The organism is Fictibacillus arsenicus, assembly GCF_001642935.1.
GTDB lineage: Bacteria > Bacillota > Bacilli > Bacillales > Fictibacillaceae > Fictibacillus > Fictibacillus arsenicus_B.
Map to the genome: position 1 here is coordinate 193397 of NZ_CP016761.1, position 25073 is coordinate 218469.

General features: G+C 42.3%; 25 protein-coding genes, 14 tRNA genes and 3 rRNA genes. 40 read left to right on the forward strand and 2 right to left on the reverse strand.

The features are described 5' to 3' along the window. The first annotated feature begins 21 nt into the window (after positions 1-21). The 6 genes from ABE41_RS01120 to ABE41_RS01145 all read left to right on the forward strand — a co-directional run bounded on the left by ABE41_RS01120 (position 22) and on the right by ABE41_RS01145 (position 4191). Positions 22-1128 (forward strand): HD-GYP domain-containing protein, encoded by a 1107-nt coding sequence (locus tag ABE41_RS01120; RefSeq protein ID WP_066285687.1) that lies wholly within the window; start codon positions 22-24, stop codon positions 1126-1128. Between the two features lie 52 nt (positions 1129-1180). Further along, positions 1181-1663: a DinB family protein gene (locus ABE41_RS01125; RefSeq protein WP_066285690.1), complete on the forward strand. Its 483-nt coding sequence runs from the start codon at positions 1181-1183 to the stop codon at positions 1661-1663. Between the two features lie 440 nt (positions 1664-2103). Then, complete coding sequence (locus ABE41_RS01130; RefSeq protein ID WP_066285692.1) at positions 2104-2409, forward strand: antibiotic biosynthesis monooxygenase family protein; 306 nt, start codon at positions 2104-2106, stop codon at positions 2407-2409. Then, on the forward strand, positions 2406-2777 hold the full coding sequence (locus ABE41_RS01135) for a hypothetical protein (RefSeq protein ID WP_066285694.1): 372 nt from the start codon (positions 2406-2408) through the stop codon (positions 2775-2777). The genes ABE41_RS01130 and ABE41_RS01135 overlap by 4 nt, the downstream gene beginning before the upstream one ends. Before the next feature lie 20 nt (positions 2778-2797). Beyond that, a complete protein-coding gene (locus ABE41_RS01140) occupies positions 2798-3442 on the forward strand; it encodes a cobalamin B12-binding domain-containing protein (RefSeq protein ID WP_066285699.1) in 645 nt (214 codons plus the stop codon). Positions 3443-3444: 2 nt separating this feature from the next. After that, a complete protein-coding gene (locus ABE41_RS01145) occupies positions 3445-4191 on the forward strand; it encodes a hypothetical protein (RefSeq protein WP_066285701.1) in 747 nt (248 codons plus the stop codon). Between the two features lie 45 nt (positions 4192-4236). Here the strand turns inward: ABE41_RS01145 and ABE41_RS01150 are convergent, their stop codons facing one another. Then, positions 4237-4842 carry a rhomboid family intramembrane serine protease gene (locus tag ABE41_RS01150; protein ID WP_066285702.1) on the reverse strand — a complete coding sequence of 202 codons (606 nt, stop codon included), beginning with the start codon at positions 4840-4842 and terminating at the stop codon, positions 4237-4239. Positions 4843-4953: 111 nt separating this feature from the next. Here ABE41_RS01150 and acpS point away from each other — a divergent pair, with 111 nt between their 5' ends. The 14 genes from acpS to ABE41_RS01220 all read left to right on the forward strand — a co-directional run bounded on the left by acpS (position 4954) and on the right by ABE41_RS01220 (position 16283). Beyond that, positions 4954-5313 carry a holo-ACP synthase gene (acpS, locus tag ABE41_RS01155; protein WP_066285705.1) on the forward strand — a complete coding sequence of 120 codons (360 nt, stop codon included), beginning with the start codon at positions 4954-4956 and terminating at the stop codon, positions 5311-5313. Between the two features lie 125 nt (positions 5314-5438). Continuing rightward, positions 5439-6452 carry a LolA family protein gene (locus ABE41_RS01160; protein ID WP_066285709.1) on the forward strand — a complete coding sequence of 338 codons (1014 nt, stop codon included), beginning with the start codon at positions 5439-5441 and terminating at the stop codon, positions 6450-6452. 333 nt (positions 6453-6785) lie between these two features. After that, entirely contained in the window at positions 6786-7961 is a 1176-nt protein-coding gene (gene alr, locus ABE41_RS01165) for an alanine racemase (protein WP_156774196.1), read from the forward strand. Positions 7962-8102: 141 nt separating this feature from the next. After that, complete coding sequence (locus ABE41_RS01170) at positions 8103-8384, forward strand: CopG family ribbon-helix-helix protein (protein ID WP_066285713.1); 282 nt, start codon at positions 8103-8105, stop codon at positions 8382-8384. Between the two features lie 3 nt (positions 8385-8387). Further along, a complete protein-coding gene (locus ABE41_RS01175) occupies positions 8388-8738 on the forward strand; it encodes a type II toxin-antitoxin system PemK/MazF family toxin (RefSeq protein ID WP_066239453.1) in 351 nt (116 codons plus the stop codon). Between the two features lie 195 nt (positions 8739-8933). Continuing rightward, positions 8934-9758 carry an STAS domain-containing protein gene (locus ABE41_RS01180; protein ID WP_066285715.1) on the forward strand — a complete coding sequence of 275 codons (825 nt, stop codon included), beginning with the start codon at positions 8934-8936 and terminating at the stop codon, positions 9756-9758. Between the two features lie 15 nt (positions 9759-9773). Next, on the forward strand, positions 9774-10130 hold the full coding sequence (locus ABE41_RS01185) for an STAS domain-containing protein (RefSeq protein ID WP_066239455.1): 357 nt from the start codon (positions 9774-9776) through the stop codon (positions 10128-10130). A 2-nt stretch (positions 10131-10132) separates the two neighbouring features. Continuing rightward, positions 10133-10534, forward strand: a complete 402-nt coding sequence (locus tag ABE41_RS01190; RefSeq protein ID WP_066285716.1) for an anti-sigma regulatory factor — start codon at positions 10133-10135, stop codon at positions 10532-10534. Positions 10535-10545: 11 nt separating this feature from the next. Further along, the gene (locus ABE41_RS01195) at positions 10546-11553 is read left to right on the forward strand and encodes a PP2C family protein-serine/threonine phosphatase (protein WP_437435458.1); all 1008 of its coding nucleotides are present in this window, start codon (positions 10546-10548) and stop codon (positions 11551-11553) included. Positions 11554-11615: 62 nt separating this feature from the next. Continuing rightward, positions 11616-11948: an STAS domain-containing protein gene (locus ABE41_RS01200; RefSeq protein WP_066285720.1), complete on the forward strand. Its 333-nt coding sequence runs from the start codon at positions 11616-11618 to the stop codon at positions 11946-11948. Further along, positions 11945-12427, forward strand: coding sequence for an anti-sigma B factor RsbW (rsbW, locus tag ABE41_RS01205; protein WP_066285725.1), 483 nt, complete (start codon positions 11945-11947; stop codon positions 12425-12427). The genes ABE41_RS01200 and rsbW overlap by 4 nt, the downstream gene beginning before the upstream one ends. Continuing rightward, positions 12393-13184 carry an RNA polymerase sigma factor SigB gene (gene sigB, locus ABE41_RS01210; RefSeq protein ID WP_066285727.1) on the forward strand — a complete coding sequence of 264 codons (792 nt, stop codon included), beginning with the start codon at positions 12393-12395 and terminating at the stop codon, positions 13182-13184. The genes rsbW and sigB overlap by 35 nt, the downstream gene beginning before the upstream one ends. Next, positions 13181-13789: a SpoIIE family protein phosphatase gene (locus ABE41_RS01215; protein WP_083207605.1), complete on the forward strand. Its 609-nt coding sequence runs from the start codon at positions 13181-13183 to the stop codon at positions 13787-13789. Before sigB ends, ABE41_RS01215 begins: the two co-directional genes overlap by 4 nt. Positions 13790-14144: 355 nt before the next feature. Next, positions 14145-16283 (forward strand): Tex family protein, encoded by a 2139-nt coding sequence (locus ABE41_RS01220; RefSeq protein WP_066294486.1) that lies wholly within the window; start codon positions 14145-14147, stop codon positions 16281-16283. A gap of 29 nt (positions 16284-16312) precedes the next feature. Here ABE41_RS01220 and cmpA read toward each other — a convergent pair whose 3' ends face one another. Further along, the gene (gene cmpA, locus ABE41_RS20850; protein WP_130297391.1) at positions 16313-16435 is read right to left on the reverse strand and encodes a cortex morphogenetic protein CmpA; all 123 of its coding nucleotides are present in this window, start codon (positions 16433-16435) and stop codon (positions 16313-16315) included. Positions 16436-16532: 97 nt separating this feature from the next. Between cmpA and ABE41_RS01225 the strand changes: the two genes are divergently transcribed. The 20 genes from ABE41_RS01225 to ABE41_RS01320 all read left to right on the forward strand — a co-directional run bounded on the left by ABE41_RS01225 (position 16533) and on the right by ABE41_RS01320 (position 25025). Beyond that, positions 16533-16991 carry a SprT family protein gene (locus tag ABE41_RS01225; RefSeq protein ID WP_066285730.1) on the forward strand — a complete coding sequence of 153 codons (459 nt, stop codon included), beginning with the start codon at positions 16533-16535 and terminating at the stop codon, positions 16989-16991. A gap of 176 nt (positions 16992-17167) precedes the next feature. Beyond that, positions 17168-17242: transfer RNA gene (locus ABE41_RS01230), tRNA-Asn, on the forward strand. Positions 17243-17245: 3 nt separating this feature from the next. Further along, positions 17246-17336 (forward strand) — tRNA-Ser (locus tag ABE41_RS01235). A 3-nt stretch (positions 17337-17339) separates the two neighbouring features. Beyond that, positions 17340-17414, forward strand: a tRNA-Glu gene (locus ABE41_RS01240). 37 nt (positions 17415-17451) lie between these two features. Then, a tRNA-Asp gene (locus ABE41_RS01245) sits at positions 17452-17527 on the forward strand. 17 nt (positions 17528-17544) lie between these two features. Further along, positions 17545-17619: transfer RNA gene (locus ABE41_RS01250), tRNA-Gln, on the forward strand. Between the two features lie 167 nt (positions 17620-17786). After that, positions 17787-17862, forward strand: a tRNA-Lys gene (locus tag ABE41_RS01255). Positions 17863-17877: 15 nt separating this feature from the next. Then, positions 17878-17961: transfer RNA gene (locus ABE41_RS01260), tRNA-Leu, on the forward strand. Between the two features lie 55 nt (positions 17962-18016). Continuing rightward, positions 18017-18102 (forward strand) — tRNA-Leu (locus tag ABE41_RS01265). 45 nt (positions 18103-18147) lie between these two features. Further along, a tRNA-Arg gene (locus ABE41_RS01270) sits at positions 18148-18224 on the forward strand. 9 nt (positions 18225-18233) lie between these two features. Next, positions 18234-18310, forward strand: a tRNA-Pro gene (locus tag ABE41_RS01275). Positions 18311-18317: 7 nt separating this feature from the next. Continuing rightward, a tRNA-Gly gene (locus ABE41_RS01280) sits at positions 18318-18391 on the forward strand. 11 nt (positions 18392-18402) lie between these two features. After that, positions 18403-18479, forward strand: a tRNA-Ile gene (locus tag ABE41_RS01285). A gap of 177 nt (positions 18480-18656) precedes the next feature. After that, positions 18657-20206, forward strand: a 16S ribosomal RNA gene (locus tag ABE41_RS01290). A gap of 89 nt (positions 20207-20295) precedes the next feature. Continuing rightward, positions 20296-20372: transfer RNA gene (locus ABE41_RS01295), tRNA-Ile, on the forward strand. 25 nt (positions 20373-20397) lie between these two features. Further along, positions 20398-20473: transfer RNA gene (locus ABE41_RS01300), tRNA-Ala, on the forward strand. Between the two features lie 139 nt (positions 20474-20612). Further along, positions 20613-23552: ribosomal RNA gene (locus ABE41_RS01305) — 23S ribosomal RNA — on the forward strand. Positions 23553-23688: 136 nt separating this feature from the next. Next, positions 23689-23804: ribosomal RNA gene (gene rrf, locus ABE41_RS01310) — 5S ribosomal RNA — on the forward strand. The 16S, 23S and 5S rRNA genes sit together here with 14 tRNA genes alongside, the layout of an rRNA operon. A gap of 486 nt (positions 23805-24290) precedes the next feature. Continuing rightward, complete coding sequence (locus ABE41_RS01315) at positions 24291-24818, forward strand: DUF2179 domain-containing protein (RefSeq protein WP_066285731.1); 528 nt, start codon at positions 24291-24293, stop codon at positions 24816-24818. A 3-nt stretch (positions 24819-24821) separates the two neighbouring features. Then, a complete protein-coding gene (locus tag ABE41_RS01320; protein ID WP_066285733.1) occupies positions 24822-25025 on the forward strand; it encodes an NETI motif-containing protein in 204 nt (67 codons plus the stop codon). Positions 25026-25073 lie beyond the last annotated feature (48 nt).

Below are 25073 nucleotides of genomic sequence, written 5' to 3' on the forward strand. Positions count from 1 at the left end.
TTCGACAAATGGAGATATTAAATGATTCGCAATATAAAACTCGGTCAGTTATTTATAATTGGAAGTGCTTTACTTCAGGCACTGCACCATTATTTTATACAGCCAATGGAGCTTTTTTACACGTTTATTTTATTGTTTTTAATAGGCTTCTTGCCTGCTTTACTTATGAATTACATAAATAAAGATTGGACAAAAGCTGTCTTTGTTTTATGCGGCATATATGTTGTTTCTGTTTCTTACACATATGTGGATTATGCAATCGTTCAGTCTGCGTATTTCTTTTTGCCGGTTACTGCTCTTCTTTTAAATGACAGACGGCTTTATTCTCTGTCAAGTGCAGGAGGATTCTTTTCTTATCTCATCTTATCAAAAGATGCTGCGGCTGATTATTTTGCATTTATCTCGATCTATATGATTTTTTGTTTGCTGCTTTTTATGGTTCAAACCATTGTCTATAAAACAGTCAGGGAAAAGGAGTCCGTACAGCAAGGCGTCAAAGCCTTTTCTCTGGCAGTTGAAGCCAAAGACGTATATACACAAGGTCACTCAAAAAGAGTAGCACATTATTCGATGATTTTGGCAAGGCACGGGGCTTTTAAGAACATTAACCCTGAAGAGCTGGAGTTAACAGCATTGATTCATGATATAGGAAAAATTTCTACACCTGATGCAGTTCTTATGAAGAACGGCAAACTTAGCCAGGAAGAGTATGAAATTATGAAAAAGCATCCAGTTGATGGCATGGAACTGGCTAAGTCTTTCGGTTATTCAGAGCGGGTGCTTAAAGCAATTCTCCATCATCATGAAAGGTATGACGGCCTAGGTTACCCATACCAGCTCACGGGTAAAGACATTCCTTTTTATTCTAGAATATTAGCAATCGCAGATTCTTTCGACGCTATGACAAGCAACCGTGCATATCGAAAAGCGATGACTCCTTGGGATGCAAAAAAAGAGATCGAAAATCAATCGGGAAAAATGTATGATCCGGCAATTGTAGAAGTATTTAATCGAGCTTATTATGACATGCTTTTAATCTGTGAGGAGAATGAGGACATCTATAATAACGTGAATCTTATCGCACATAAAGAGGTATCCTCTGGATTATTCGAAGGAAAATTGAGTTAGACAAAGAATTAATAAGAGTGAAAATATTTTATAAAGTAAGGGGCTAATAAAGATGAATGCAACTGTTTCATTGACCGAGACATTATTGGAAGAGTTCTACACTGTCGTTCGAACGACAAGTAATTTATTGAAAAAAGCGGATCAATCAGTATATGACTTCCGCCCAGCAGATAATATGAGGACATTCTTAGAACTGGCTAACCATCTTGTTCAGATCTCACATGTTGATTTAGCCATTCTTCAGGAAAAGTCTGAAAAAGAAATTCGTGAACTTGAAAAGAAGTTATCTGCTCAAAACGCAGCTGAACTTACACATGTATTAGATGAAGGCTATCATTTATTAAAGTCCTACTTTTTATCTCTTTCAGAAGAAGACTTTTTGAATAAAGAAACAAAAGCATTTTACGCTGAGAAAGGCATGACACAGGCAAAGTGGCTCGTTGAAATCGTGACCCACGCTTTTCATCATCGAGCACAATTATTTACATATTTAAAGCAAACGAAACATGAAGTGAATATGTTTGATTTGTACTAAAAGCACCAGGGAGATCTCCCTAGTGCTTTTCCTTTTTAGTGACATTTATGATTCTTTCCTGTAGTATGGGGAGTCAAATAAAGGAGAAGGTTCTTTAAGGCTTTTTTCTAAAGTCTCTTTTCTAAAAGCTATTTTCTAAAAGATTGTTGCTACAGAGAGATTTTAAGAAATTCTTCATTGAATAGTTAATTGGAGCGGAAGGGCGAGACCCCTGCAGGATGAGTGGGACAGGTGAGACCACTCAATGTCGCGAGGCGACGAGGGGGCTCACCGCACACCCTGCGGAAAGCGAGTCCTGTAGCGGAAATTAACCTCTTACAAAAGCACCAAAGTTTATAAAAACAGCCTTAAATGAAGAAGGAAAAATATTATTCTATATTGAATTTTTTATGAAATGAATAATTATCCTGATTTAAATACATCCACGAGGTGATATTTGCATGTATACGGTTTTTTCTACATTTGATGTACCCAATGAAAAAGCAGAAGAAGTAATCAATATCTATAAAAATCGCTCGCGCTCTGTAGATCATGCACCAGGGTTCGTGGATTTTTTACTATTACAAAATGATAAGAGAGAGGGCGAGTTAACCGTTCAGCTCATTTTTTCTACAAAGGAAGATTATTTAAAATGGGTCAGAAGTGAAGACTTCAAAAAAATTCATGATCTGGAGAAAAAGTATCCTGATAAGGAACTAGCTGCTGTTATTCCGACAGTTAAACAATATAAGGTGGTTGCAAAATGACGGAGTTTAACATAAATGCTATGGTAGAAAGAGTTACTGAGAAAATTTATGAAAATGACCCGTTACTTATGGACCGTTATGGTGATAAAGGAAGAGCTAAATGCATCGAAGACAATCACCACCACTTTAAGCATTTAGAGACAGCTTACGAGTTGGACAACGAGGAATTTTTTACGGATTATGCTTTATGGCTGGATGGAATCCTAACGAAGTTCGGTATGAGCACCGAACTCCTGATGGATAACTTTTCATTGATCATAGATGTGTTAAATGAACAAGATGTAAAAGATACCCCGAGGATTGAAACATATATTGATTATTTAAACAAAGCCAACAACATTCTAGGTGAGAAAACAGCAGCACACTAATAAAAGGGAGGGGTCGGCCAATGGCTATATCAGATGTTGAGAAACTGGCGCGGTTGTTTTTAGATGGCAATCATGCTGAAGCGATGCGTTTTATTAAACAGCAGCCCAATCAAAGCCGGATGGTTTTATTTAGAGACCTGTTTACTCCTGCTATGTACTTTATAGGCGAACTATGGGAAAACAATGAGATTTCAGTAGCTGATGAACATTTGGCTACAGGAGTTTGTGATTTTGTTCTTTCTAGATTGTTTCGAGTGTCAGAGGAAAAGATGAGCGGAAACAACAAAGCCATGTTTATGTGTCTGCAAGGTGAGCAGCATTATTTAGGCATTAAAATGATTAAAAGTCTTTTTGAAGAACGAGACTGGGAAACGAAATATTACGGAGCAAGCCTTCCGTTAGAATATGCGCTAAAGTCAGCTCTTCAATGGAAACCTGAAGTGATCGGTCTTTCGGTGTCCATCGTTTATAACTTGCCAGTTCTAAAAAACTATGTCCGTACATTAGCCACTCTGCCTCACAAGCCAGTTATTTTAATAGGCGGTAGACTCGCAAAAAAGTATGACTTAGAACCATATTCCAACAATCAAGGAATAATCATTAATAATCTCGAACAGGCAGAAAAATGGCTGGACGAGTATGTGGAAAAGAGGATTAATGCCTGAACATGAACTGTGCATTACCGGTACCATACGTAAAAATAAATAAAGATGGGCTGATTCAGGGCATGTCTCAAAAGGCAATTGACCTTTTAACTGGGCAGGCGGAAACGATCCATGATTGTTTTGATGAGGAGAGTCATAATAAGCTAACCAAGTATTTGCTGCCTTTTGAAGGTGAAAAAAGCTTTGAAGCAAACATAAAAGGGAAGGATAATCCTTTTGTTCTCTGCGACATTCATATCTCTTGGGAACAGGACTATGCTCATGTAGTTTTTACCCCAACAGGCACGCATGTAAAGGGACTCGAAGAAAAGCTTTCAGAACTTAGAATGAGGCTGGCTTCTACGGATTTTGAGCTTTTTGAGAAAAAAGAAGCGTTAGAAGATGCTATGACGCGCCTGGATGAACTGTCAGGTCCTTTTATTCCGATTTCAGAAAAGATGGCTTTTGTCCCTTTATTCGGAGATATTACGGAAAGCAAGATGATGACTGTCACGGGAAATGCTTTGAAAGCCGCATATGAAGGGCAGTTTGAAGACATTTTCTTTGATTTGTCTGCTACCGGTGAAATTGATGAACCAGGAGTTCAAAAGTTAAGCGAATTATTTCGGATGCTGCACTACATGAACGGAAAGCCGGTCAATATAATAGGTGTAAAACCAAAGCACGCAAGACAGCTTAATAAACTCGATGTGGACTGGCCTGTCTATTATGAAACGTCATTAAAAGAAGTGCTGCAGCAGCACTCATAAATACAGAAAGCACCTCTTAGACTGAGGTGCTTTTTTTCATGGAGATTAATATCTATTTTTCTTCCGGTGCAATGAAGCCAGGATGATAGGGGCTAATGCCGCACCGCCGATCAGTCCGAACAAGTGACCGAGAACATTAATTCTTTCATTTAAAAAAGTAGAAACTAAACTGATCCCCAATACGACGAGAAGGATCTGTGTATTGGCTCTGTCGATATATTGACGATGATTATAAAGCATATAAACATAAATTCCGAACAGCCCAAAGATTGAACCAGAAGCACCTATGTGTGCATATGACAATGGAAGCATTAAAAGGGTTGCGATGTTCGCTATCAAACCTGCACCGACATAACCGATGATAAACCTGGCTTTTCCGAGTATCTGCTCTAGAGCAGGACCAAATAAAATAAGTGAGAACGAATTAAAAATGAGATGTCCCGCAGCCTCATGCGTAATAATAGGAGTTAAAAGCCGCCAATACTCACCCGCAGCAATATAATAGTTAGAACCAACCATTAAATGATACAAAGAAGTGCGAAAAGGGGTAAAATTAATAAGAAGAAATACAACGATATGAACAGCTGTCAAAAAAGTTACAATCGGATAGCGCCTAATAAAGGTTTGGAAGCTTTCATCCCTTATAAACATTAAAATAGATCACCCTTTTTTATGCGAAGTTTATACGTACTTAAATTCTTCCTTAAGTTTACCATGTGAGAGGGAAGAGAGCGAAAGATATAGCTGTAAAGGAGAAAACGAATGATTGTTGGAACGGGCATCGATATTATAGAACTGAAAAGAATTAAAAAAGCAGCGCTTCATCAAGAGCGTTTTTCGAGCAGGATCTTAACGTCCTTTGAGCAAAAAAGATTTGAATCTCTGAACGGGAACAGAAAATATGAATACCTTGCCGGAAGATTTGCTGCTAAAGAAGCAATGGCAAAAGCGCTGGGAGTTGGGATTGGAGCAGAGCTTTCATGGCACGACATGGAAATAAAAGCTGATGAAAAAGGTAAGCCTTTTATAACATCTCCTTATCCTTATTTATGCCACTTATCGATCTCTCATACGAAGGAATACGCGGTGGCTCAAGTTATTTTAGAAAGCTCGTCAAGCTAGTCTGCATATTGTCCAGGGTTGTCTCATATATTGTAATGCGGTAGAAGGGGCAGTCCTTTGCATGAAGCGAAGTTAGCACCCCCTTCAATGTCGAAATTACTTTGGGACAAAGGGGATGGCAAAAAATGAAGAAAACACTGTCAATTATTTTGACGGCGTTCATGGCTTTAATGGTCCTGTCTGCATGCGGTGAGCAAAGTCAGAGTGATGTTCTGGATTCATTGGAAGAAAGAATGGAAAAAATGACAGGCTATAAAGCAGAAGCCAAAATGACTTTAAACACAGGGGAAAAGCCACTAACGTATGATTTGGAAATATGGCATAAGAAACCGGATTTTTACCGAGTAAGCTTAAAGAATGCTGAAAAAGATCAAAGTCAGATGATCTTGCGTAATAAGGACGGGGTCTTCGTACTGACGCCAGCTCTTAACAAAAGCTTCCGTTTCCAAAGTGACTGGCCGGAAAACAATAGTCAGGTCTATTTGTTCCAATCACTTATCGCAGATATCTTAAACGATACTGACCGCGGCTTTAAATCAAAAGAGAAAAGCTATGTTTTCCATACAAAAACGAATTACCAGAACAAAAATTTATATCAGCAGGAAATCACATTAAATAAAGATTTGGATCCAACTCAAGTCCGTATTATGGATCAGGATCAAAAAGAGCTTGTGAGACTGGATTTCTCAAAAGTTCAATTTAATGCAAAGTTTGATAAGAACTCTTTCGATATGGAGTCCAACATGTCGAGTGCTCAATTCGAAATTCCCACTTTCTCTGGATCAGACGAAGAGTTTGAAGTGCTGTACCCGACATATACTTCTAACTTGAATCTTGTAAATGAAAGAGAAGTAGCACTTGGAGACAATGAATCGAAAGTAGTTCTAAATTATGCAGATGCAGAAGAAAATAAATCATTTACACTCATGCAGCAAAAAAATACAGCTGTAGAAACAGCGTCCAGGTTAACTTTGGCTAACGGAGAACCTGTTGATCTAGGATTTACGGTAGGTGCCATGACAGAACAATCTGTAACATGGAATTATAACGGTGTAGATTACTTCCTTGCTTCAAATAATTTAGATCAAGAAGAGCTTATGGCTATTGCAAGATCCGTAAATGGGGAAGCAATCAAATAATTTCTTCTATAATATTGAGGACGGCTGAAATTTTTAGCCGTCTTTTCTTTTGGCGTTTTACGGGTTTTACGGTATGTGTTTTTTTATTCATTACACGTACGCTCAAAATTTCCGATTTCCGCTCAAAATGTCTGAGTTTCGCTCCAACCAGTGCTAGCTTCGCTCAAAATAGCTCTGTACCGCTCAAACTTTGCCTTCTGCGCTCAAAACAAGGTTTTACTTCTTCAATTAAATCTATCTTTCCAAAGAACCAACCCGTATTTACTTACATAATTCTAATGAAACGGTTAAAATAAGAGGCAATCATTCAGTTTTTTCTTTGCAGGAGGCTTAATTGTGGACAGAAATCACTTTTATAGAGATACATGGGCAGAAATTAACCTAGATAAAATCAGCAGCAACATAAAATCATTTAAAAAACATCTTCCCGATCAAAAAATTATGGCAGTCGTGAAAGCGAATGGCTATGGTCATGGAGCGTACCAGACTGCAGTTGAGGCGCTTGAATCAGGAGCTGAACTGCTTGCTGTAGCCATGCTGGATGAAGCATTGGCTTTAAGAAAACAAGGGATTTCAGCACCGATTCTGGTTATGAACCGTATACGTCCTGAATATGTTAGTCTTGCGGCGGAAAATGAGATAAGCATAACCATATTCCAAAAAGATTGGCTTATAGAAGCTTCGAAGTTTCTTAAAGAAACCGATAAAGTATTAAACATTCACTTAAAACTTGATACAGGTATGGGCCGAGTGGGTATTACAGAAGAAGAGGAGCTTCATGATGTTTCTCTTTTGATACAGAATTCTTCTGCCTGTGAAATAGAAGGTGTTTTTACTCATTTCGCAACAGCAGATGAATGGGAATCTGAACTGTTTGAAACCCAAAGAAAAAGATTTATTAATCAATTAGACTTACTGAAGAAGTGGGGAATTACGCCGAAATACGTTCACAGCGCCAACAGTGCCGCAGCATTGCGTAAATTTGAAGGACCTTTTAATCTCGTGAGATTGGGAATCAGCATGTATGGTTTATCTCCATCATCAGAAATGAAAGAAAAGCTCCCTTTTACTTTAGAAGAAGCTTTCAGCCTGCATTCTCAGCTGATACATGTTAAAAAACTGATGCCTGGGGATACTGTAAGTTACGGAGCAACTTATAGAGCGAAAGAGGAAGAGTGGATAGGCACCCTTCCGATCGGGTATGCAGATGGCTGGCAAAGAAGATTATCGCCAGGTGCTGATGTGCTGATCCGGGGTGAGCGTGCACCTATTATCGGCCGAATCTGTATGGATCAATGCATGGTAAAGCTTCCTTATAAAATGGATGTTGGTGAAAAAGCTACCTTAATAGGCAAGCAGAATGATGAAACAATTGAAATGGATGAAATCGCTTCTCTAGCAAAAACCATAAATTATGAGATACCGTGTTTAATTTCTTCACGAGTGCCGAGAGTTTTTGTGAAAAAGGGTCGAATTTCAGAAAATATGAATGTAATTCTAAATTTTTAGCAGAATATTAGAAGGACTATTAAAAATTTTGTAGAATAAATACTTTGAAATCGCTTTGCAAATGGAATATTGAAGTGATAAGATTATATGTGGTTAAAAGGAACTCGATCGTAGTATAGCTTTGCGCTGGAGGTGTATGTTGTGTCCGAATTGAACACAAAAAGAATCGTGATTAGTCTTCCTCAAAAGTTGCTGACTGAGGTAGATCGTGTCATTAAAAAAGAGAATTTGGACCGCAGCGAATTTATCCATCAAGCTACTGAAATGTTTCTTCGTGAGCGGAAGAACAAACGTCAGTTTCGTGATGAGATGAAACAGGGTTACATGGAAATGGCTAAGATCAATCTAACGATTGCCTCAGAAGCATTTATGTTAGAGGAGGAAGCCGATCATACCTTGGACCGCTTAGTTAGCGGGGTGTAGTCCTTGATAGTCAAACGCGGAGACGTTTACTTTGCAGATCTTTCACCGGTAGTAGGTTCAGAACAAGGCGGAATACGTCCTGTACTGATAATCCAGAATGATATCGGAAACCGTTTTAGCCCAACAGTAATAGTAGCTGCAATCACAGCCCAAATTCAAAAAGCAAAACTTCCAACACATGTTGAAATAGATTCTAAAAAATATGGCTTTGAACGGGATTCAGTTATTTTGCTTGAGCAGATCCGAACAATTGACAAGCAAAGATTAACAGATAAGATTACACAGCTGGATGAAGACATGATGCGCAGGGTAGACGACGCATTACAGATCAGTACTGGTCTGGTAGATTTTTAAATTTCCATAATACACATTGAGAAACTGTCTGACAGAGGTCTGGCGGTTTTTTATTTTACCTGGAAAAAAATACATGTTTAGACTTGGACTGGATGGGTTATATATCCAAAGTTAGAAACAGTGTAAACATTGCAGAAAATTATCAGAAATGAAATAATAGAGTCGATACTATATGTAGCGGGGGTGCTATAAGAATTGGACAACTTGATTGTACAAATGATTAACGAAAATCAAGAAACCCTTAAAAATAATTGGCTTAAAGAGGTCAATCTTTTTAAAGATAAAGAAATTGCTGGATATACAACTACACTAAAACTTAGTGAAGAGACAGACCAGCAGTTTTTTGAGCTATTAATTAAGCATATTAATTATCACGATATTTCCAAAGATGGGACACTGGATCAATTTTTTGACCAGGTGCTTCATACTGGATTACCGCTAAAATATTTAACGCAAGGGCTTCAAATTGCTCGCCGCGTTATTCTAAATATGCTTGTCGAAGCGGAAATGGATCAGGAGAAACTTGCTGCTCTTTACCGTGAAATCGACAGCTGGCTTGATCCGATTTTAAACAGAGTGGTAGAAAACTCATCTCAAATTTGGGAGAGAACAGTATCCATTCAAAAAACAGCACTATTGGAACTCTCTGCTCCACTTATTCCGGTATTCAAAAATATCAGTGTAATGCCTTTGATCGGTTCTATCGATACAGAGCGCGCAAAACTGATAATGGAGAACTTATTGAACGGTGTAATCAAGTACCGCTCAGAAGTCGTTCTTATTGATATTACAGGAGTGCCAGTCGTTGATACGATGGTTGCCCATCATATTATTCAGGCTGCCGATGCTGTTAGATTACTTGGATCTACTTGTATCCTTGTAGGAATACGTCCTGAAATTGCACAGACAATTGTAAGTCTGGGCATCGATTTAAGTTTGTTCCCTACAAAGAGCACCCTTCAAAAGGGTATGGAAAATGCTTTGGAAATCACGAATCAGCAGTTAATAAGCAATGAATAGGGAGTGTTGGAAAAAATGAGAATTCCTATTTTAAAATTGCATGAATATTTATTGATCACTATCCAAGTTGAAATGGACGATCAAACAGCACTTCAATTTCAAGAGGATCTGTTGAATAAAATTCATGATACCGGTGCAAAGGGAGTAGTAATTGACTTAACTTCTGTTGACATGATCGACTCTTTTATTGCAAAAGTACTTGGAGATGTAGTGAGAATGTCAAAATTAATGGGAGCACAAGTTGTATTAACAGGAATACAACCCGCAGTTGCTATTACACTAATTGACCTTGGAATATCCATGAGGGAAGTTTCGACAGCACTTGACTTAGAGCAAGGGCTTGATAAATTGCGTCTGGAACTGGAGGGATGATAATGGACATCCAATCCTGTGTGGAAGTACGCAACGAGTGGGACATTGTAAGTGCCCGTCAGCTTGGCAGAAACATGGCCAAGGAGCTTGGCTTCGGAAATGTTGACCAAGCCAGAATTACAACAGCTATTTCTGAACTTGCCCGGAATATTTATTTGTATGCGGGCAGAGGAAAGATCTGTATCGAGCCTATCGATCAATTAGGAAGAAAGGGTCTGCGAATTGTAGCCCTAGACAATGGACCAGGAATCCGCGAAATCCGAAAAGTAATGGAAGATGGGTATACTACTTCCGGTGGTTTAGGAGCGGGATTGCCAGGCGTGAAGCGATTAATGGATGAATTTTCCATAGAATCCACAGTAGATGTGGGGACGGAGATTTCTGCTACTAAATGGCTTCGTTAGGAGGAGAGCTCTTGACTGCAAAAGGCGCACTAACTGAACGTTACCAAGATCTATTATCGGTCTATCTAAAAGCTAAAACTGAGACGACACTCTATAAAGGCCAGCAATTCAGCAGAAAATTGCTGGAACAGCAAATCTCACCTGAAGATCTTGTCAGTCTGCATATTCAGGTAATGGACGAATTGTTCCCTGAAATGTCAGAAGAAATGAGGGATTCTTTTGATTTTCTTCTCGAGGCAATGATTGGATATGGGTTTGCATATCGTGAACATCAGAGTTTACGTGATAAACAGCAGCAGCTAGAATCAGAGATCGAAGTGGCTGCAAGCATGCAGCAGACTTTGCTGTTAAGTGATGTGCCTGAATTTGATGAACTGGATATTGGAGTTGTCAGTGTTCCAGCTAAGAAAATGAACGGTGACTATTATAATTTTGTAAAAAGTGGAAGTAGCCTTAGTGTCGCCGTAGCTGATATAATCGGCAAAGGCATACCTGCTGCACTTTGTATGTCTATGATTAAGTACGCGATGGACAGTCTTCCTGAAGAACAGATGAAGCCTCATCTTCTTTTAGAAAACCTGAACCGCGTTGTTGAACAGAACGTTCATAGCAATATGTTTATTACGATGTTTCATGGTGTATATGAGCCTGAAAGTCATAAATTCTTCTATGCAGGTGCAGGTCACGAACCTGGATTTATCTATAATGCAAAAGAAGATCAATTCCACGATTTAATTGCTAAGGGGCTTGTCTTAGGTGTCTCCCGAACAACCACTTACCATCCTTATGAGAGAGTAATCGAAATTGGAGATATGGTGATACTGCTCTCAGATGGAGTAACGGAGTGCCGGACAAGCAAAGGTTTTATTGAAAGAGAAGAAATCGTGTCTCTTATCCGAAATTATATGGATCTGCCAGCTCAGCAAATCGTTCAGAATGTTTTTCAGGAACTGGATCGGTTACAAGGGTTTGAGCTTAGAGATGATTTCACCTTAATTATTTTAAAACGAATGGTTTAGCATACTTTGGTTTAGGGTAAAGGTAATTTATCGGGTTTTAATCAAAGCGTGGGGGGAAAACAATGAATTTACAAATTAATCAACAACAAATAAATGAAACACACGAGTTGCATCTTACTGGAGAAGTCGATGCATATACAGCTCCAAAGCTAAAAGAAGTAATGCTTCCATTGACAGAAAAAGAAGGCAGCGTTGTTGTTGTCGATCTTTCTGGAATCGATTATATGGACAGCACAGGATTGGGAATTTTTGTTGGAGCGCTAAAATCTTCAAAAGCTAACAATAGTTCATTGAAGCTTCGTGGTATGACAGATCGTGTTAAACGTATCTTTGAGATTACTGGATTAACTGAAGTGATGGACATTGAAAGCGGAGTAAAGGGGGAGGCGCTATGAGAACAGCGTCCGACTATATTGAAATGAATGTCCCTGCAAAACCAGATTATGTGGGTGTGGTCAGATTAACGATCTCTGACCTTGCTAACAGAATGGGTTTTGCGTTTGATGAAATAGAAGATATTAAAATCGCTGTTTCTGAAGCAGTGACGAATGTTGTTAATCACGCTTATGCGGATGGAGAGAAAGGCCAAGTCCGTATTGGCTGTAATATTTTCGACGACCGTATTGAAATAACTGTTGTCGATCAAGGTAAGAGCTTTGATGTTGAATCTATCTCAAAAAATCTTGGCCCAGTAGATGGAAAATCTGTTGATCAGTTAAATGAGGGAGGTTTAGGCCTCTTCCTAATAGATACACTTATGGACAAGGTAGAAATAAGCAGTGAAGCCGGTGTCGTTGTAATGATGACTAAGTATCTTCACAGAGATGAGGTGGAGGAACATGTCGACAGAATCTCGCCAGCGCCTTCACAGTAAAGAGCAAGTTTATGCATGGATCGACGAGTTACAGCAAGATCCACAGAATGAAGAAATTCAGACGAATCTTGTTCTGCAATATCAAGATCTTGTTCACTCCTTGGCAAGAAAGTTTTCTAAAGGCAAAAGCATTCATGACGATTTAGTACAAGTCGGCATGATTGGTTTATTAGCTGCGTTTAGAAGATATGACAAAACGTTTGGCAGATCGTTCGAATCCTTTGCGGTTCCGACAATTGTTGGTGAAATTAAACGCTTTATCCGTGATAAGACTTGGAGTGTACATGTACCTCGCCGAATCAAGGAATTAGGACCAAGAATAAAAAAAGCGGTTGAAGAATTAACAACAAGCTTGCAGAGATCACCTAAGATTGCCGAAATTGCGGATTATCTGGAAGTTTCAGAAGAAGAAGTGCTAGAGACAATGGAAATGGGCAAAAGCTATCAAGCTCTTTCTGTAGACAGCTCTATCGAGGCTGACCAAGAGGGAAGTACAGTAACACTTCTAGATCTTGTTGGTTCAAATGATGAAGGATTTGATCAGATTGACAAAAGACTTCTTTTACAGAAAGCTTTTGCGGTTCTCTCTGAACGTGAACGCGAAATTCTTCAGTGCACTTATTTTGAAAACTTAAGCCAGAAGGAAACAGGAGAAAGATTAGACATTTCTCAAATGCACGTTTCTAGATTGCAAAGAAGAGCTTTAGAAAAGCTGAAAGAAGCTTTGCGAGTGACTCCTTCGGAGGCGCTTAGATGATGGAACACTATCAATACAGCAGAGCATCTGTTTCCTCGTATCAAAAACCGAAAAAGGGGAATGATCTTTGCGGAGATAGTTTTTATGTTAAAGAAACGGACGATTATTTGATTTGTGCTGTTGCGGATGGCTTAGGAAGCGGGAAGATGGCAAAAGAAGCTTCGGGAGCAGCAACTGACATCATCGATCAAAATCATTATGAGACAGTTGAGCAGCTTATGCATCTTTGCAACGATGGACTAAGACATACGCGCGGTGCTGTTATTGCAATCGTTAAAGTCGATTATAATAATCAAACTGCCACTTATTCTGGAGTAGGTAATATCCGTTTTATGATCTCTGCGGAAAGACAACGTGCTGTACACCCTTTGCCGAAAGTCGGTTTCCTAGTAGGAAAACCAGAGCGATTTAAAGTACAGGATTTTAATTTCGAGAAAGAGTTAACATTTATGCTCTATTCTGATGGCATGGATATTCATACGCAAAGCCGTTCGCTTTTAACAAAAATGATTTCACCGAAGGAATCTGTAAAGTATATAAGCGGATTGCCGCAGGATATCAATGATGATGCTACAGTCCTGGTAGGTCAAGTGAATATGAGTTAGAGAAACATCATCCTTACCGCATTTGAGGATGGTGTTTTTTGTTTGCTAAAAATTGTTGCTTTGTTGCTTTGCAAAGATAAGAAGGGGTTGCTTTCCGCTTCAGGATGCTCGCTTTCCGCAGGGCGTGCGGTGAGCCCCCTAGGCTATTCAAGCCTGCCGGGGTCTCACCTGTCCCGCTAATCCTGCAGGAGTCTCGCACCTTCCACTCCAATCAACTACCAAGAAGTCTTTTTTAAAAAATACCTAACAGTCTAAAGCTTTTTTACGAAGGGATATACTTCGTTTATAATAGAAGTAATTGATTGAAAAAGGAGTGTTCTTATTGGGACAACCTGTTAATGAACAAGCGTTGCGTATGATGGAACAGGAACTGAATGTTAAAGGGAAACAAATTAATCAAGTTATTGAATTATTAGAAGAAGGAAATACGGTGCCTTTTATTGCCCGTTACCGAAAGGAATTAACAGGAGGGCTTGATGAAGTTCAGATCAAAGACATTATGGACCGCTGGACTTATTTACAAAACCTGGCCTCACGCAAAGAAGAGGTTATTCGTCTAATCGACGAGCAAGGAAAATTAACAGAAGAACTTACTGCTGCCATTAATAAAGCCCAAAAGCTGCAGGATATAGAAGATTTATACCGCCCTTACAAACAGAAAAGAAGAACAAAAGCGACTGTAGCAAAAGAAAAAGGATTAGAGCCTCTTGCGTTATGGCTTCTCGAAGAACACAATGAAAATCCTTTAGCAGCGGCGAAAGAATACATAAACGAAGAAAAAGAAGTATTGTCAGTAGAAGATGCACTTCAAGGAGCAAAGGACATTATAGCTGAAATGCTGTCTGATGATGCTGATATGCGAAAATGGATAAGGGAAAATACTTTTTCAAAAGGCGAGATAAAGACAGAAGGAAAAAATACAGAAGCTGATGAGAAAAAAGTATTCGAGATGTATTACGAATACCAGGAGCCAATCCGTAAGATTGTTCCTCACAGAGTGCTCGCGGTGAACCGGGGAGAAAAAGAAGGGATTTTAAAAGTTGGCATCAGTACTCCTGCTGACTTGATCCATTCAAAAATGGAAAGAAAAACGATTAAGCGATCAGATTCTCCAGCTGCACCATTTTTGCGTGAAGCGATAGAGGATGCTTATAAAAGACTGATTGCGCCTTCGATCGACAGGGAAATACGTGCAGCTTTAACAGAGCAGGCAGAAGAGCGTGCCATTCATATTTTTTCTGAAAATGTAAGGAGCCTTTTGCTTCTAGCCCCATTAAAAGGGAAAGTGGTATTAGGAGTTGACCCGGCATACCGTACCGGATGCAAGCTTGGTGTTGTTGATGAAACAGGGAAGGTTCTTCATATTCAGACCATTTATCCAACACCACCAAGATCAGAAGTTGAAAAATCTGCTGCGGTAGTAAAAAAACTGATTGATCAATATGATATTGAAATTGCAGCAATCGGAAACGGTACGGCGTCTCGCGAAACGGAACAGTTTATTGCAGAGACATTAAAGGATCTCGATAAATCTGTAGCATATGTGATTGTAAACGAAGCGGGTGCGAGTGTTTATTCAGCATCTAGTGTTGCCCGTGAAGAGTTTCCAGACCTGCAGGTTGAAGAGAGAAGTGCCATTTCGATCGCGAGAAGACTTCAAGATCCGTTGGCTGAACTTGTAAAAATAGATCCGAAATCGATAGGCGTCGGTCAATACCAGCATGATGTATCACAAAAACGTTTGGGTGAGGAGATCGGTTTTGTGGTCGAAACTGCGGTTAACCAAGTAGGTGTTAACGTAAATACAGCATCAGCTTCATTGCTTCAGTATGTTTCAGGCCTGTCCAAAACGGTTGCTCAAAACATTATTTTAAAAAGAAATGATGTTGGGAAGTTTAAAAATAGAACAGAGTTGAAGAAGATTCCTCGATTAGGCGCGAAAACGTACGAGCAATGTATTGGATTTTTGCGTGTAATGGATGGCGATCAGCCTCTGGACCAAACGGGAATCCACCCTGAAAGTTATCAGGGGACCAAAGCCTTATTAAAAGAGTTAGGATTTAAACCCGCCGACATTGGTACAGAAGCTCTGGCTGAAAAATTAAAGTCCCTTTCACTTGAGGAGACTTCGAGTAAACTGGATATTGGTGTTCCGACATTAAAAGATATTATCGAAGGACTGACAAAACCTGGCCGTGATCCTCGAGATGAATTTTCAGGTCCGGTTCTTAAAACGGATGTTCTTAAGATGGAAGACTTAGCACAAGGTATGGAGCTGCAAGGAACAGTCCGCAACGTAGTAGACTTTGGTGCTTTTGTAGACATTGGTGTAAAACAAGACGGTCTTGTTCATATTTCAAAATTAACTGACCGTTTCGTAAAGAATCCGATGGATGTTGTAAGTGTGGGACAAGTTGTAACCGTTTGGGTCGATTCTATAGATGTAGGAAAACAGCGCATCGCCTTAACGATGATTGGTCCTAAAAAAGGATAGCCAAAAGAAAAAGCGCTTCTCCAGCGGGATCATTCTTCACTGGAGGAGTGCTTTCTGTTATAAAAGAACCAGCATTGATTCAGTAAGCGGATTTGGTAACGATCTTTTTGATAGTAAGCGCGGCGGAGCTGTCTTTTAAACCATGTTGGCATATAGAGAACCTCCTTGAACTTCCCAATCCGTTGTTTGTGTATTAGTCTATGTTTAGATGCTTGTTAATGTGAACTTGAAATAGTAAGGGGCATGACCATGACAGATGAAGAACTGCAAAAACTAACAGAAGAAATCTCCATACAATTTTTCAATAAAAAGTTTCGTCATAACGCCAGATTCAACAAAAGATTACGGACAACCGGCGGACGGTACTTATTAAGGTCCCATGACATCGAAATGAATCCTCATCTTTATGATGCATTTGGAATGGATGAGCTGATTGGAGTTATAAAGCATGAGCTGGTGCATTATCACATGCATATTGAAGGGAAAGGCTATAAACATGGTGATTACGATTTTAAGTTTTGGCTGAATAAAGTTGGAGGATCCCGTTATTGTCAATCTATCCCTGAAAAAAGGAGAACAGAGAGTTATAAATATCACTATCTTTGCACAGACTGTATGCAGTCTTATAAAAGAAAAAGGAAAATTGATACGAAGAGATATGTGTGCGGAAAGTGCAGGGGGAAATTAAAACAGATTTCTTTAAAATAGGGTGTTGACTTCGATTATAGGAATGTGGTAATTTAATTAAGTCGCTGTTAGACAAGCCCTTTACAAAGCCTTTTATAATGGGTGTCTGCAGTAACGAAAGCTTAGAAAAAACCTTCTAAAACGGGTTGACATTTTAAGCTGTAACAATTATGATATTAATTGTCCTTAAAAGACATTCCACAGTAGCTCAGTGGTAGAGCTATCGGCTGTTAACCGATCGGTCGTAGGTTCGAGTCCTACCTGTGGAGCCATACAGAGAAGTACCCAAGTGGCTCAAGGGGCTCCCCTGCTAAGGGAGTAGATCGCTAACGCGGTGCGAGGGTTCGAATCCCTTCTTCTCTGCCATGTGGCCCGTTGGTCAAGCGGTTAAGACACCGCCCTTTCACGGCGGTAACACGGGTTCGAATCCCGTACGGGTCACCATATATTTTCTGAAAAAATACGAAATACCTAGATGAATGGACTCGTGGTGTAGTGGTTAACATGCCTGCCTGTCACGCAGGAGATCGCCGGTTCGACCCCGGTCGGGTCCGCCATTTTTATTCTAAGGTGTTGGGCTATAGCCAAGCGGTAAGGCAACGGACTTTGACTCCGTCATGCGCTGGTTCGAATCCAGCTAGCCCAGCCATTTTTTGTTTTTAAGATAAGTGTTTAAGTATTTAATGCTTAAAACATCTTGAGCCATTAGCTCAGTCACAAGCGATACATCGTGATTGACTACGGTTGTCTCGACGGATAAACTTAGTTACTTCGCTTTTAGAGGAAGAGACAGGATCTGACGGACACATTAAGCATGAGCCATTAGCTCAGTCGGTAGAGCATCTGACTTTTAATCAGAGGGTCGAAGGTTCGAGTCCTTCATGGCTCACCATTTTCAAATTAATATGCGGGTGTGGCGGAATTGGCAGACGCGCTAGACTTAGGATCTAGTGTCTTTGACGTGGGGGTTCGAGTCCCTTCACCCGCACCATATTAATTCTTTTGAACTTATAAGTTGCAGTGTTCATGCGCTGGCATCTTGCCGCGCGGTCGTGGCGGAATGGCAGACGCGCTAGCTTGAGGGGCTAGTGGGGGCAACCCCGTGGAGGTTCGAGTCCTCTCGACCGCACCAACTTTTCACAATAACATATAATGCATTTGAATATGCAATGGATATGCGCCCTTAGCTCAGCTGGATAGAGTGTTTGACTACGAATCAAAAGGTCGGGAGTTCGAATCTCTCAGGGCGCGCCATATTTTTTGCGGGAAGTGGCTCAGCTTGGTAGAGCACCTGGTTTGGGACCAGGGGGTCGCAGGTTCAAATCCTGTCTTCCCGACCATTCTTTTGCGGGTGTAGTTTAATGGTAAAACAAGAGCCTTCCAAGCTCTGGTCGTGAGTTCGATTCTCATCACCCGCTCCATTAATTTTCACGGGCCTATAGCTCAGCTGGTTAGAGCGCACGCCTGATAAGCGTGAGGTCGATGGTTCGAGTCCATTTAGGCCCACCATATTATCTTAAAAAAGATTTTAAAAAGCGCTTGACTTTATAACTTCGATTCGGTAAGATAATAAAGCTGTCTCGAAAGAAGACAAGCCAAAACAAGTTCTTTGAAAACTGAACAAAAGCAAAGGTAAGGAATTAAGAATTAATTCCGTCAGTAACAAATTAGAGCAAGTCAAACACTTTTATGGAGAGTTTGATCCTGGCTCAGGATGAACGCTGGCGGCGTGCCTAATACATGCAAGTCGAGCGAATGAAGAGGAGCTTGCTCCTCTGATTTAGCGGCGGACGGGTGAGTAACACGTGGGTAATCTGCCTGTAAGACGGGGATAACTCCGGGAAACCGGGGCTAATACCGGATAATAAGAAGAAACGCATGTTTCTTTTTTGAAAGTCGGTTTCGGCTGACACTTACAGATGAGCCCGCGGCGCATTAGCTAGTTGGTGAGGTAACGGCTCACCAAGGCGACGATGCGTAGCCGACCTGAGAGGGTGATCGGCCACACTGGGACTGAGACACGGCCCAGACTCCTACGGGAGGCAGCAGTAGGGAATCTTCGGCAATGGGCGAAAGCCTGACCGAGCAACGCCGCGTGAGCGATGAAGGCCTTCGGGTCGTAAAGCTCTGTTGTTAGAGAAGAACAAGTACGAGAGTAACTGCTCGTACCTTGACGGTACCTAACCAGAAAGCCACGGCTAACTACGTGCCAGCAGCCGCGGTAATACGTAGGTGGCAAGCGTTATCCGGAATTATTGGGCGTAAAGCGCGCGCAGGCGGTCTCTTAAGTCTGATGTGAAAGCCCACGGCTCAACCGTGGAGGGTCATTGGAAACTGGGAGACTTGAGTGCAGGAGAGAAAAGTGGAATTCCACGTGTAGCGGTGAAATGCGTAGAGATGTGGAGGAACACCAGTGGCGAAGGCGGCTTTTTGGCCTGTAACTGACGCTGAGGCGCGAAAGCGTGGGGAGCAAACAGGATTAGATACCCTGGTAGTCCACGCCGTAAACGATGAGTGCTAGGTGTTGGGGGGTTCCACCCTCAGTGCTGAAGTTAACACATTAAGCACTCCGCCTGGGGAGTACGACCGCAAGGTTGAAACTCAAAGGAATTGACGGGGGCCCGCACAAGCAGTGGAGCATGTGGTTTAATTCGAAGCAACGCGAAGAACCTTACCAGGTCTTGACATCCTCTGATCACTCTAGAGATAGAGCTTTCCCCTTCGGGGGACAGAGTGACAGGTGGTGCATGGTTGTCGTCAGCTCGTGTCGTGAGATGTTGGGTTAAGTCCCGCAACGAGCGCAACCCTTGACCTTAGTTGCCAGCATTCAGTTGGGCACTCTAAGGTGACTGCCGGTGACAAACCGGAGGAAGGTGGGGATGACGTCAAATCATCATGCCCCTTATGACCTGGGCTACACACGTGCTACAATGGATGGTACAAAGGGTTGCGAAGCCGCGAGGCCAAGCCAATCCCAAAAAGCCATTCTCAGTTCGGATTGTAGGCTGCAACTCGCCTACATGAAGCCGGAATTGCTAGTAATCGCGGATCAGCATGCCGCGGTGAATACGTTCCCGGGCCTTGTACACACCGCCCGTCACACCACGAGAGTTTGTAACACCCGAAGTCGGTGGGGTAACCCTTTTGGGAGCCAGCCGCCGAAGGTGGGACAGATGATTGGGGTGAAGTCGTAACAAGGTAGCCGTATCGGAAGGTGCGGCTGGATCACCTCCTTTCTATGGAGATTATGAAACAGCTTCGACTGTTTCGTAAGTACACCTTTTGCCTTTTGTTCAGTTTTGAAGGAACTTTATACTTCCTTTAGGGGCCTATAGCTCAGCTGGTTAGAGCGCACGCCTGATAAGCGTGAGGTCGATGGTTCGAGTCCATTTAGGCCCACCATTTAAATTTTATATTCCTAGAATATGGGGCTTTAGCTCAGCTGGGAGAGCGCCTGCCTTGCACGCAGGAGGTCAGCGGTTCGATCCCGCTAAGCTCCACCATTGCACATCTTATGGATGATGCATTTTTAAATTGTGTTCTTTGAAAACTAGATATCGACATCCAAACAAAGTAATGCAAGGCAGATAGATTATTTATCTGCGCCAAAGCAAGAATCTTTGATGTGTAAACATCATATAAGGTTAAGCTAGAAAGGGCGCACGGTGGATGCCTTGGCACTAGGAGCCGAAGAAGGACGGGACGAACACCGATATGCCTCGGGGAGCTGTAAGTAAGCACTGATCCGGGGATTTCCGAATGGGGGAACCCACCATCCGTAATGGGATGGTATCCATATCTGAATACATAGGGTATGAGAAGGCAGACCCGGGGAACTGAAACATCTAAGTACCCGGAGGAAGAGAAAGCAAATGCGATTTCCTGAGTAGCGGCGAGCGAAACGGAAACAGCCCAAACCAGAGGGCTTGCCCTCTGGGGTTGTAGGACACTCTACATGGAGTTACAAAGGAACGAAGTAGGTGAAGCGGTCTGGAAAGGCCCGCCAAAGAAGGTAACAGCCCTGTAGCTGAAACTTCGTTCCCTCCTGAGTGGATCCTGAGTACGGCGGGACACGTGAAACCCCGTCGGAATCCGGGGGGACCATCTCCCAAGGCTAAATACTCCCTAGTGACCGATAGTGAACCAGTACCGTGAGGGAAAGGGGAAAAGCACCCCGGAAGGGGAGTGAAAGAGATCCTGAAACCGTGTGCCTACAAGTAGTCGGAGCCCATTAACGGGTGACGGCGTGCCTTTTGTAGAATGAACCGGCGAGTTACGATCCCGTGCAAGGTTAAGTTGAATAGACGGAGCCGCAGCGAAAGCGAGTCTGAATAGGGCGACATAGTACGTGGTCGTAGACCCGAAACCGTGTGATCTACCCATGTCCAGGGTGAAGTTCAGGTAACACTGAATGGAGGCCCGAACCCACGCACGTTGAAAAGTGCGGGGATGAGGTGTGGGTAGGGGTGAAATGCCAATCGAACACGGAGATAGCTGGTTCTCCCCGAAATAGCTTTAGGGCTAGCCTCGCGGCAAGATTCCTGGAGGTAGAGCACTGATTGGACTAGGGGCCCCCACAGGGTTACCGAATTCAGTCAAACTCCGAATGCCAGAGAATTATCCGCGGGAGTCAGACTGCGAGTGATAAGATCCGTAGTCAAAAGGGAAACAGCCCAGACCATCAGCTAAGGTCCCAAAGTATACGTTAAGTGGCAAAGGATGTGGAGTTGCCCAGACAACCAGGATGTTGGCTTAGAAGCAGCCACCATTTAAAGAGTGCGTAATAGCTCACTGGTCGAGTGACTCTGCGCCGAAAATGTAACGGGGCTAAACGTATCACCGAAGCTATGGCTTGTACCTTTATGGTACAGGGGTAGGGGAGCGTTCGAAGTGCAGTGAAGTCAGACCGGAAGGACTGGTGGAGCGCTTTGAAGTGAGAATGCCGGTATGAGTAGCGAAAGACAAGTGAGAATCTTGTCCATCGAAAGCCTAAGGTTTCCTGAGGAAGGCTCGTCCGCTCAGGGTTAGTCGGGGCCTAAGCCGAGGCTGAAAAGCGTAGGCGATGGATAACAGGTTGATATTCCTGTACCACCTCCTTTCCGTTTGAACAATGGGGGGACGCAGTAAGGTAGGGTGAGCGCACTGATGGAATAGTGCGTCTAAGCAGTTAGGCTGTTGGATAGGCAAATCCGTCCAACGTGAAGGCTGAGCTGTGATGGCGAGGGAAATTTTAGTACCGAAGTCCCTGATCCTACACTGCCAAGAAAAGCCTCTAGTGAGGAAAGAGGTGCCCGTACCGCAAACCGACACAGGTAGGCGAGGAGAGAATCCTAAGATGATCGGGAGAACTCTCGTTAAGGAACTCGGCAAAATGACCCCGTAACTTCGGGAGAAGGGGTGCTCTGATAGGGTTTATCGCCCGAGAGAGCCGCAGTGAATAGATCCAAGCGACTGTTTAGCAAAAACACAGGTCTCTGCGAAACCGCAAGGTGAAGTATAGGGGCTGACACCTGCCCGGTGCTGGAAGGTTAAGAGGAGGGGTTATCCCTTACGGGAGAAGCTCTGAATTGAAGCCCCAGTAAACGGCGGCCGTAACTATAACGGTCCTAAGGTAGCGAAATTCCTTGTCGGGTAAGTTCCGACCCGCACGAAAGGTGTAACGACTTGGATACTGTCTCAACGAGAGACCCGGTGAAATTATAGTACCTGTGAAGATGCAGGTTACCCGCGACAGGACGGAAAGACCCCATGGAGCTTTACTGCAGCTTGATATTGGATTTTGGTACAGCTTGTACAGGATAGGTAGGAGCCTGAGAAGCCGGAGCGCCAGCTTCGGTGGAGGCGTCGGTGGGATACTACCCTGGCTGTATTGAAATTCTAACCTTGAACCGTGATCCGGTTCGGAGACAGTGTCAGGCGGGCAGTTTGACTGGGGCGGTCGCCTCCTAAACAGTAACGGAGGCGCCCAAAGGTTCCCTCAGAATGGTTGGAAATCATTCGCAGAGTGTAAAGGCACAAGGGAGCTTGACTGCGAGACCTACAAGTCGAGCAGGGACGAAAGTCGGGCTTAGTGATCCGGTGGTTCCGCATGGAAGGGCCATCGCTCAACGGATAAAAGCTACCCTGGGGATAACAGGCTTATCTCCCCCAAGAGTCCACATCGACGGGGAGGTTTGGCACCTCGATGTCGGCTCATCGCATCCTGGGGCTGAAGTAGGTCCCAAGGGTTGGGCTGTTCGCCCATTAAAGCGGTACGCGAGCTGGGTTCAGAACGTCGTGAGACAGTTCGGTCCCTATCCGTCGCGGGCGCAGGAAATTTGAGAGGAGCTGTCCTTAGTACGAGAGGACCGGGATGGACACACCGCTGGTGTACCAGTTGTTCCGCCAGGGGCATAGCTGGGTAGCTACGTGTGGACGGGATAAGTGCTGAAAGCATCTAAGCATGAAGCCCCCCTCAAGATGAGATTTCCCATCACGTTAAGTGAGTAAGACCCCTTAGAGATGATGAGGTTGATAGGTCTGGTGTGGAAGCGTGGCGACACGTGGAGCTGACAGATACTAATCGGTCGAGGGCTTATCCTTAAACATGAAACGTTTGGAAACGTCGTATCTAGTTTTGAGAGAACATAAATGATGAAAATCATTAAAAAATCTCTTGAAATTCCTAATTACATAGCGTATAATTTTATCTTGTCGAGATAAATAACTCGCTTTCTGGTCTAGTGATGATGGCGAAGAGGTCACACCCGTTCCCATACCGAACACGGAAGTTAAGCTCTTCAGCGCCGATGGTAGTTGGGGGTCTCCCCCTGTTAGAGTAGGACGTCGCTAGGCAAAGAAGGTGGGACGAACTTTATGTTCGTTCCATCTTTTTTTGTATATTAATAAGGCTGCTTGTCACCTGCAAAACATAAATGAACTTATAATCTTAAAAATTGATCTGAAATTTTCCTTTTTATTAAGAAGAGCTTGAAAAACAAACTTTAGATGCAATTGAAAGTGAAAAACAGTACATTCAGGACATAAATACTGGGTTTTTATGAAAGCAGGAAAAGCCAAATTTACCTGCCTCAACATTTATAAGTCCTCAAAAAAATTTATAAGTCTTCGCCAAAACCCCGCACTAATCCCTAGGCTTTAACCCTCTTAAAAGGAAACTTGGCATCTGCCAAGCTCTCAACTCAAACAATAAGGTTGTTTGGCCGCCGCCAAACCCTCTATTAAACACTAAACCTTTTTTGCATCAATTCTCCAGTTTCCAACTTGTCCAAAAAGTGTTATTCTTAACAAAGTATTTTTTCACCTTAGGAGGTTGCCGCCTTGTTAGATAATGCGTTTGTTATGGTGTGTATTATTTTATTGATTAATATAGTGTACGTTTCGTTCTTTACGATCCGGATGATATTAACGCTCAAAGGCCAGCGGTATCTGGCTGCGTTTATAAGTATTTTTGAAGTTATTATTTATATTGTTGGGCTTGGTCTAGTACTTGATAACTTAAATGAGATTCAGAACTTGATTGCTTATGCGGTAGGTTACGGAGCCGGTGTGCTTGTTGGGATGAAAATCGAAGAAAAGCTGGCACTTGGATATACTACTGTTAACGTTATTACAACTGATCTTGCTGGAGGCTTGCCGAATGAGCTTCGCAACAAGGGCTATGGTGTTACGAACTGGCTTGCAGAAGGCCGTGAAGGACAGCGTTTAATGATGGAGATATTAACATCGCGTAAATCGGAAATGAACCTATATAATACAGTAAAAGATTTAGATCCAAAGGCTTTTATTATTTCGCATGAACCGAAAGCATTTCATGGCGGGTTTTGGGTCAAGGGTATCAGGAGGTAACAGATGGAGAAGAAACCATCTAAAAAGAAGTTTGCTGTTGAGGCAGGAGAGTCTATTTCTGATTGCCTGGATCGTATGGAAAAGGAAGGCTATACACCAGTTAGAAGAATGGAAGAGCCTGTGTTTCATGAAGTGAAGCGAAATGGCAGATTGGAACCAGAAGTGAAGGAACAACGAATCGTTTTTGAAGGAAAAATTATAAAATAACACTAAAACACGAACATTAGGTATTTAATATCACTTAATGTTCGATTT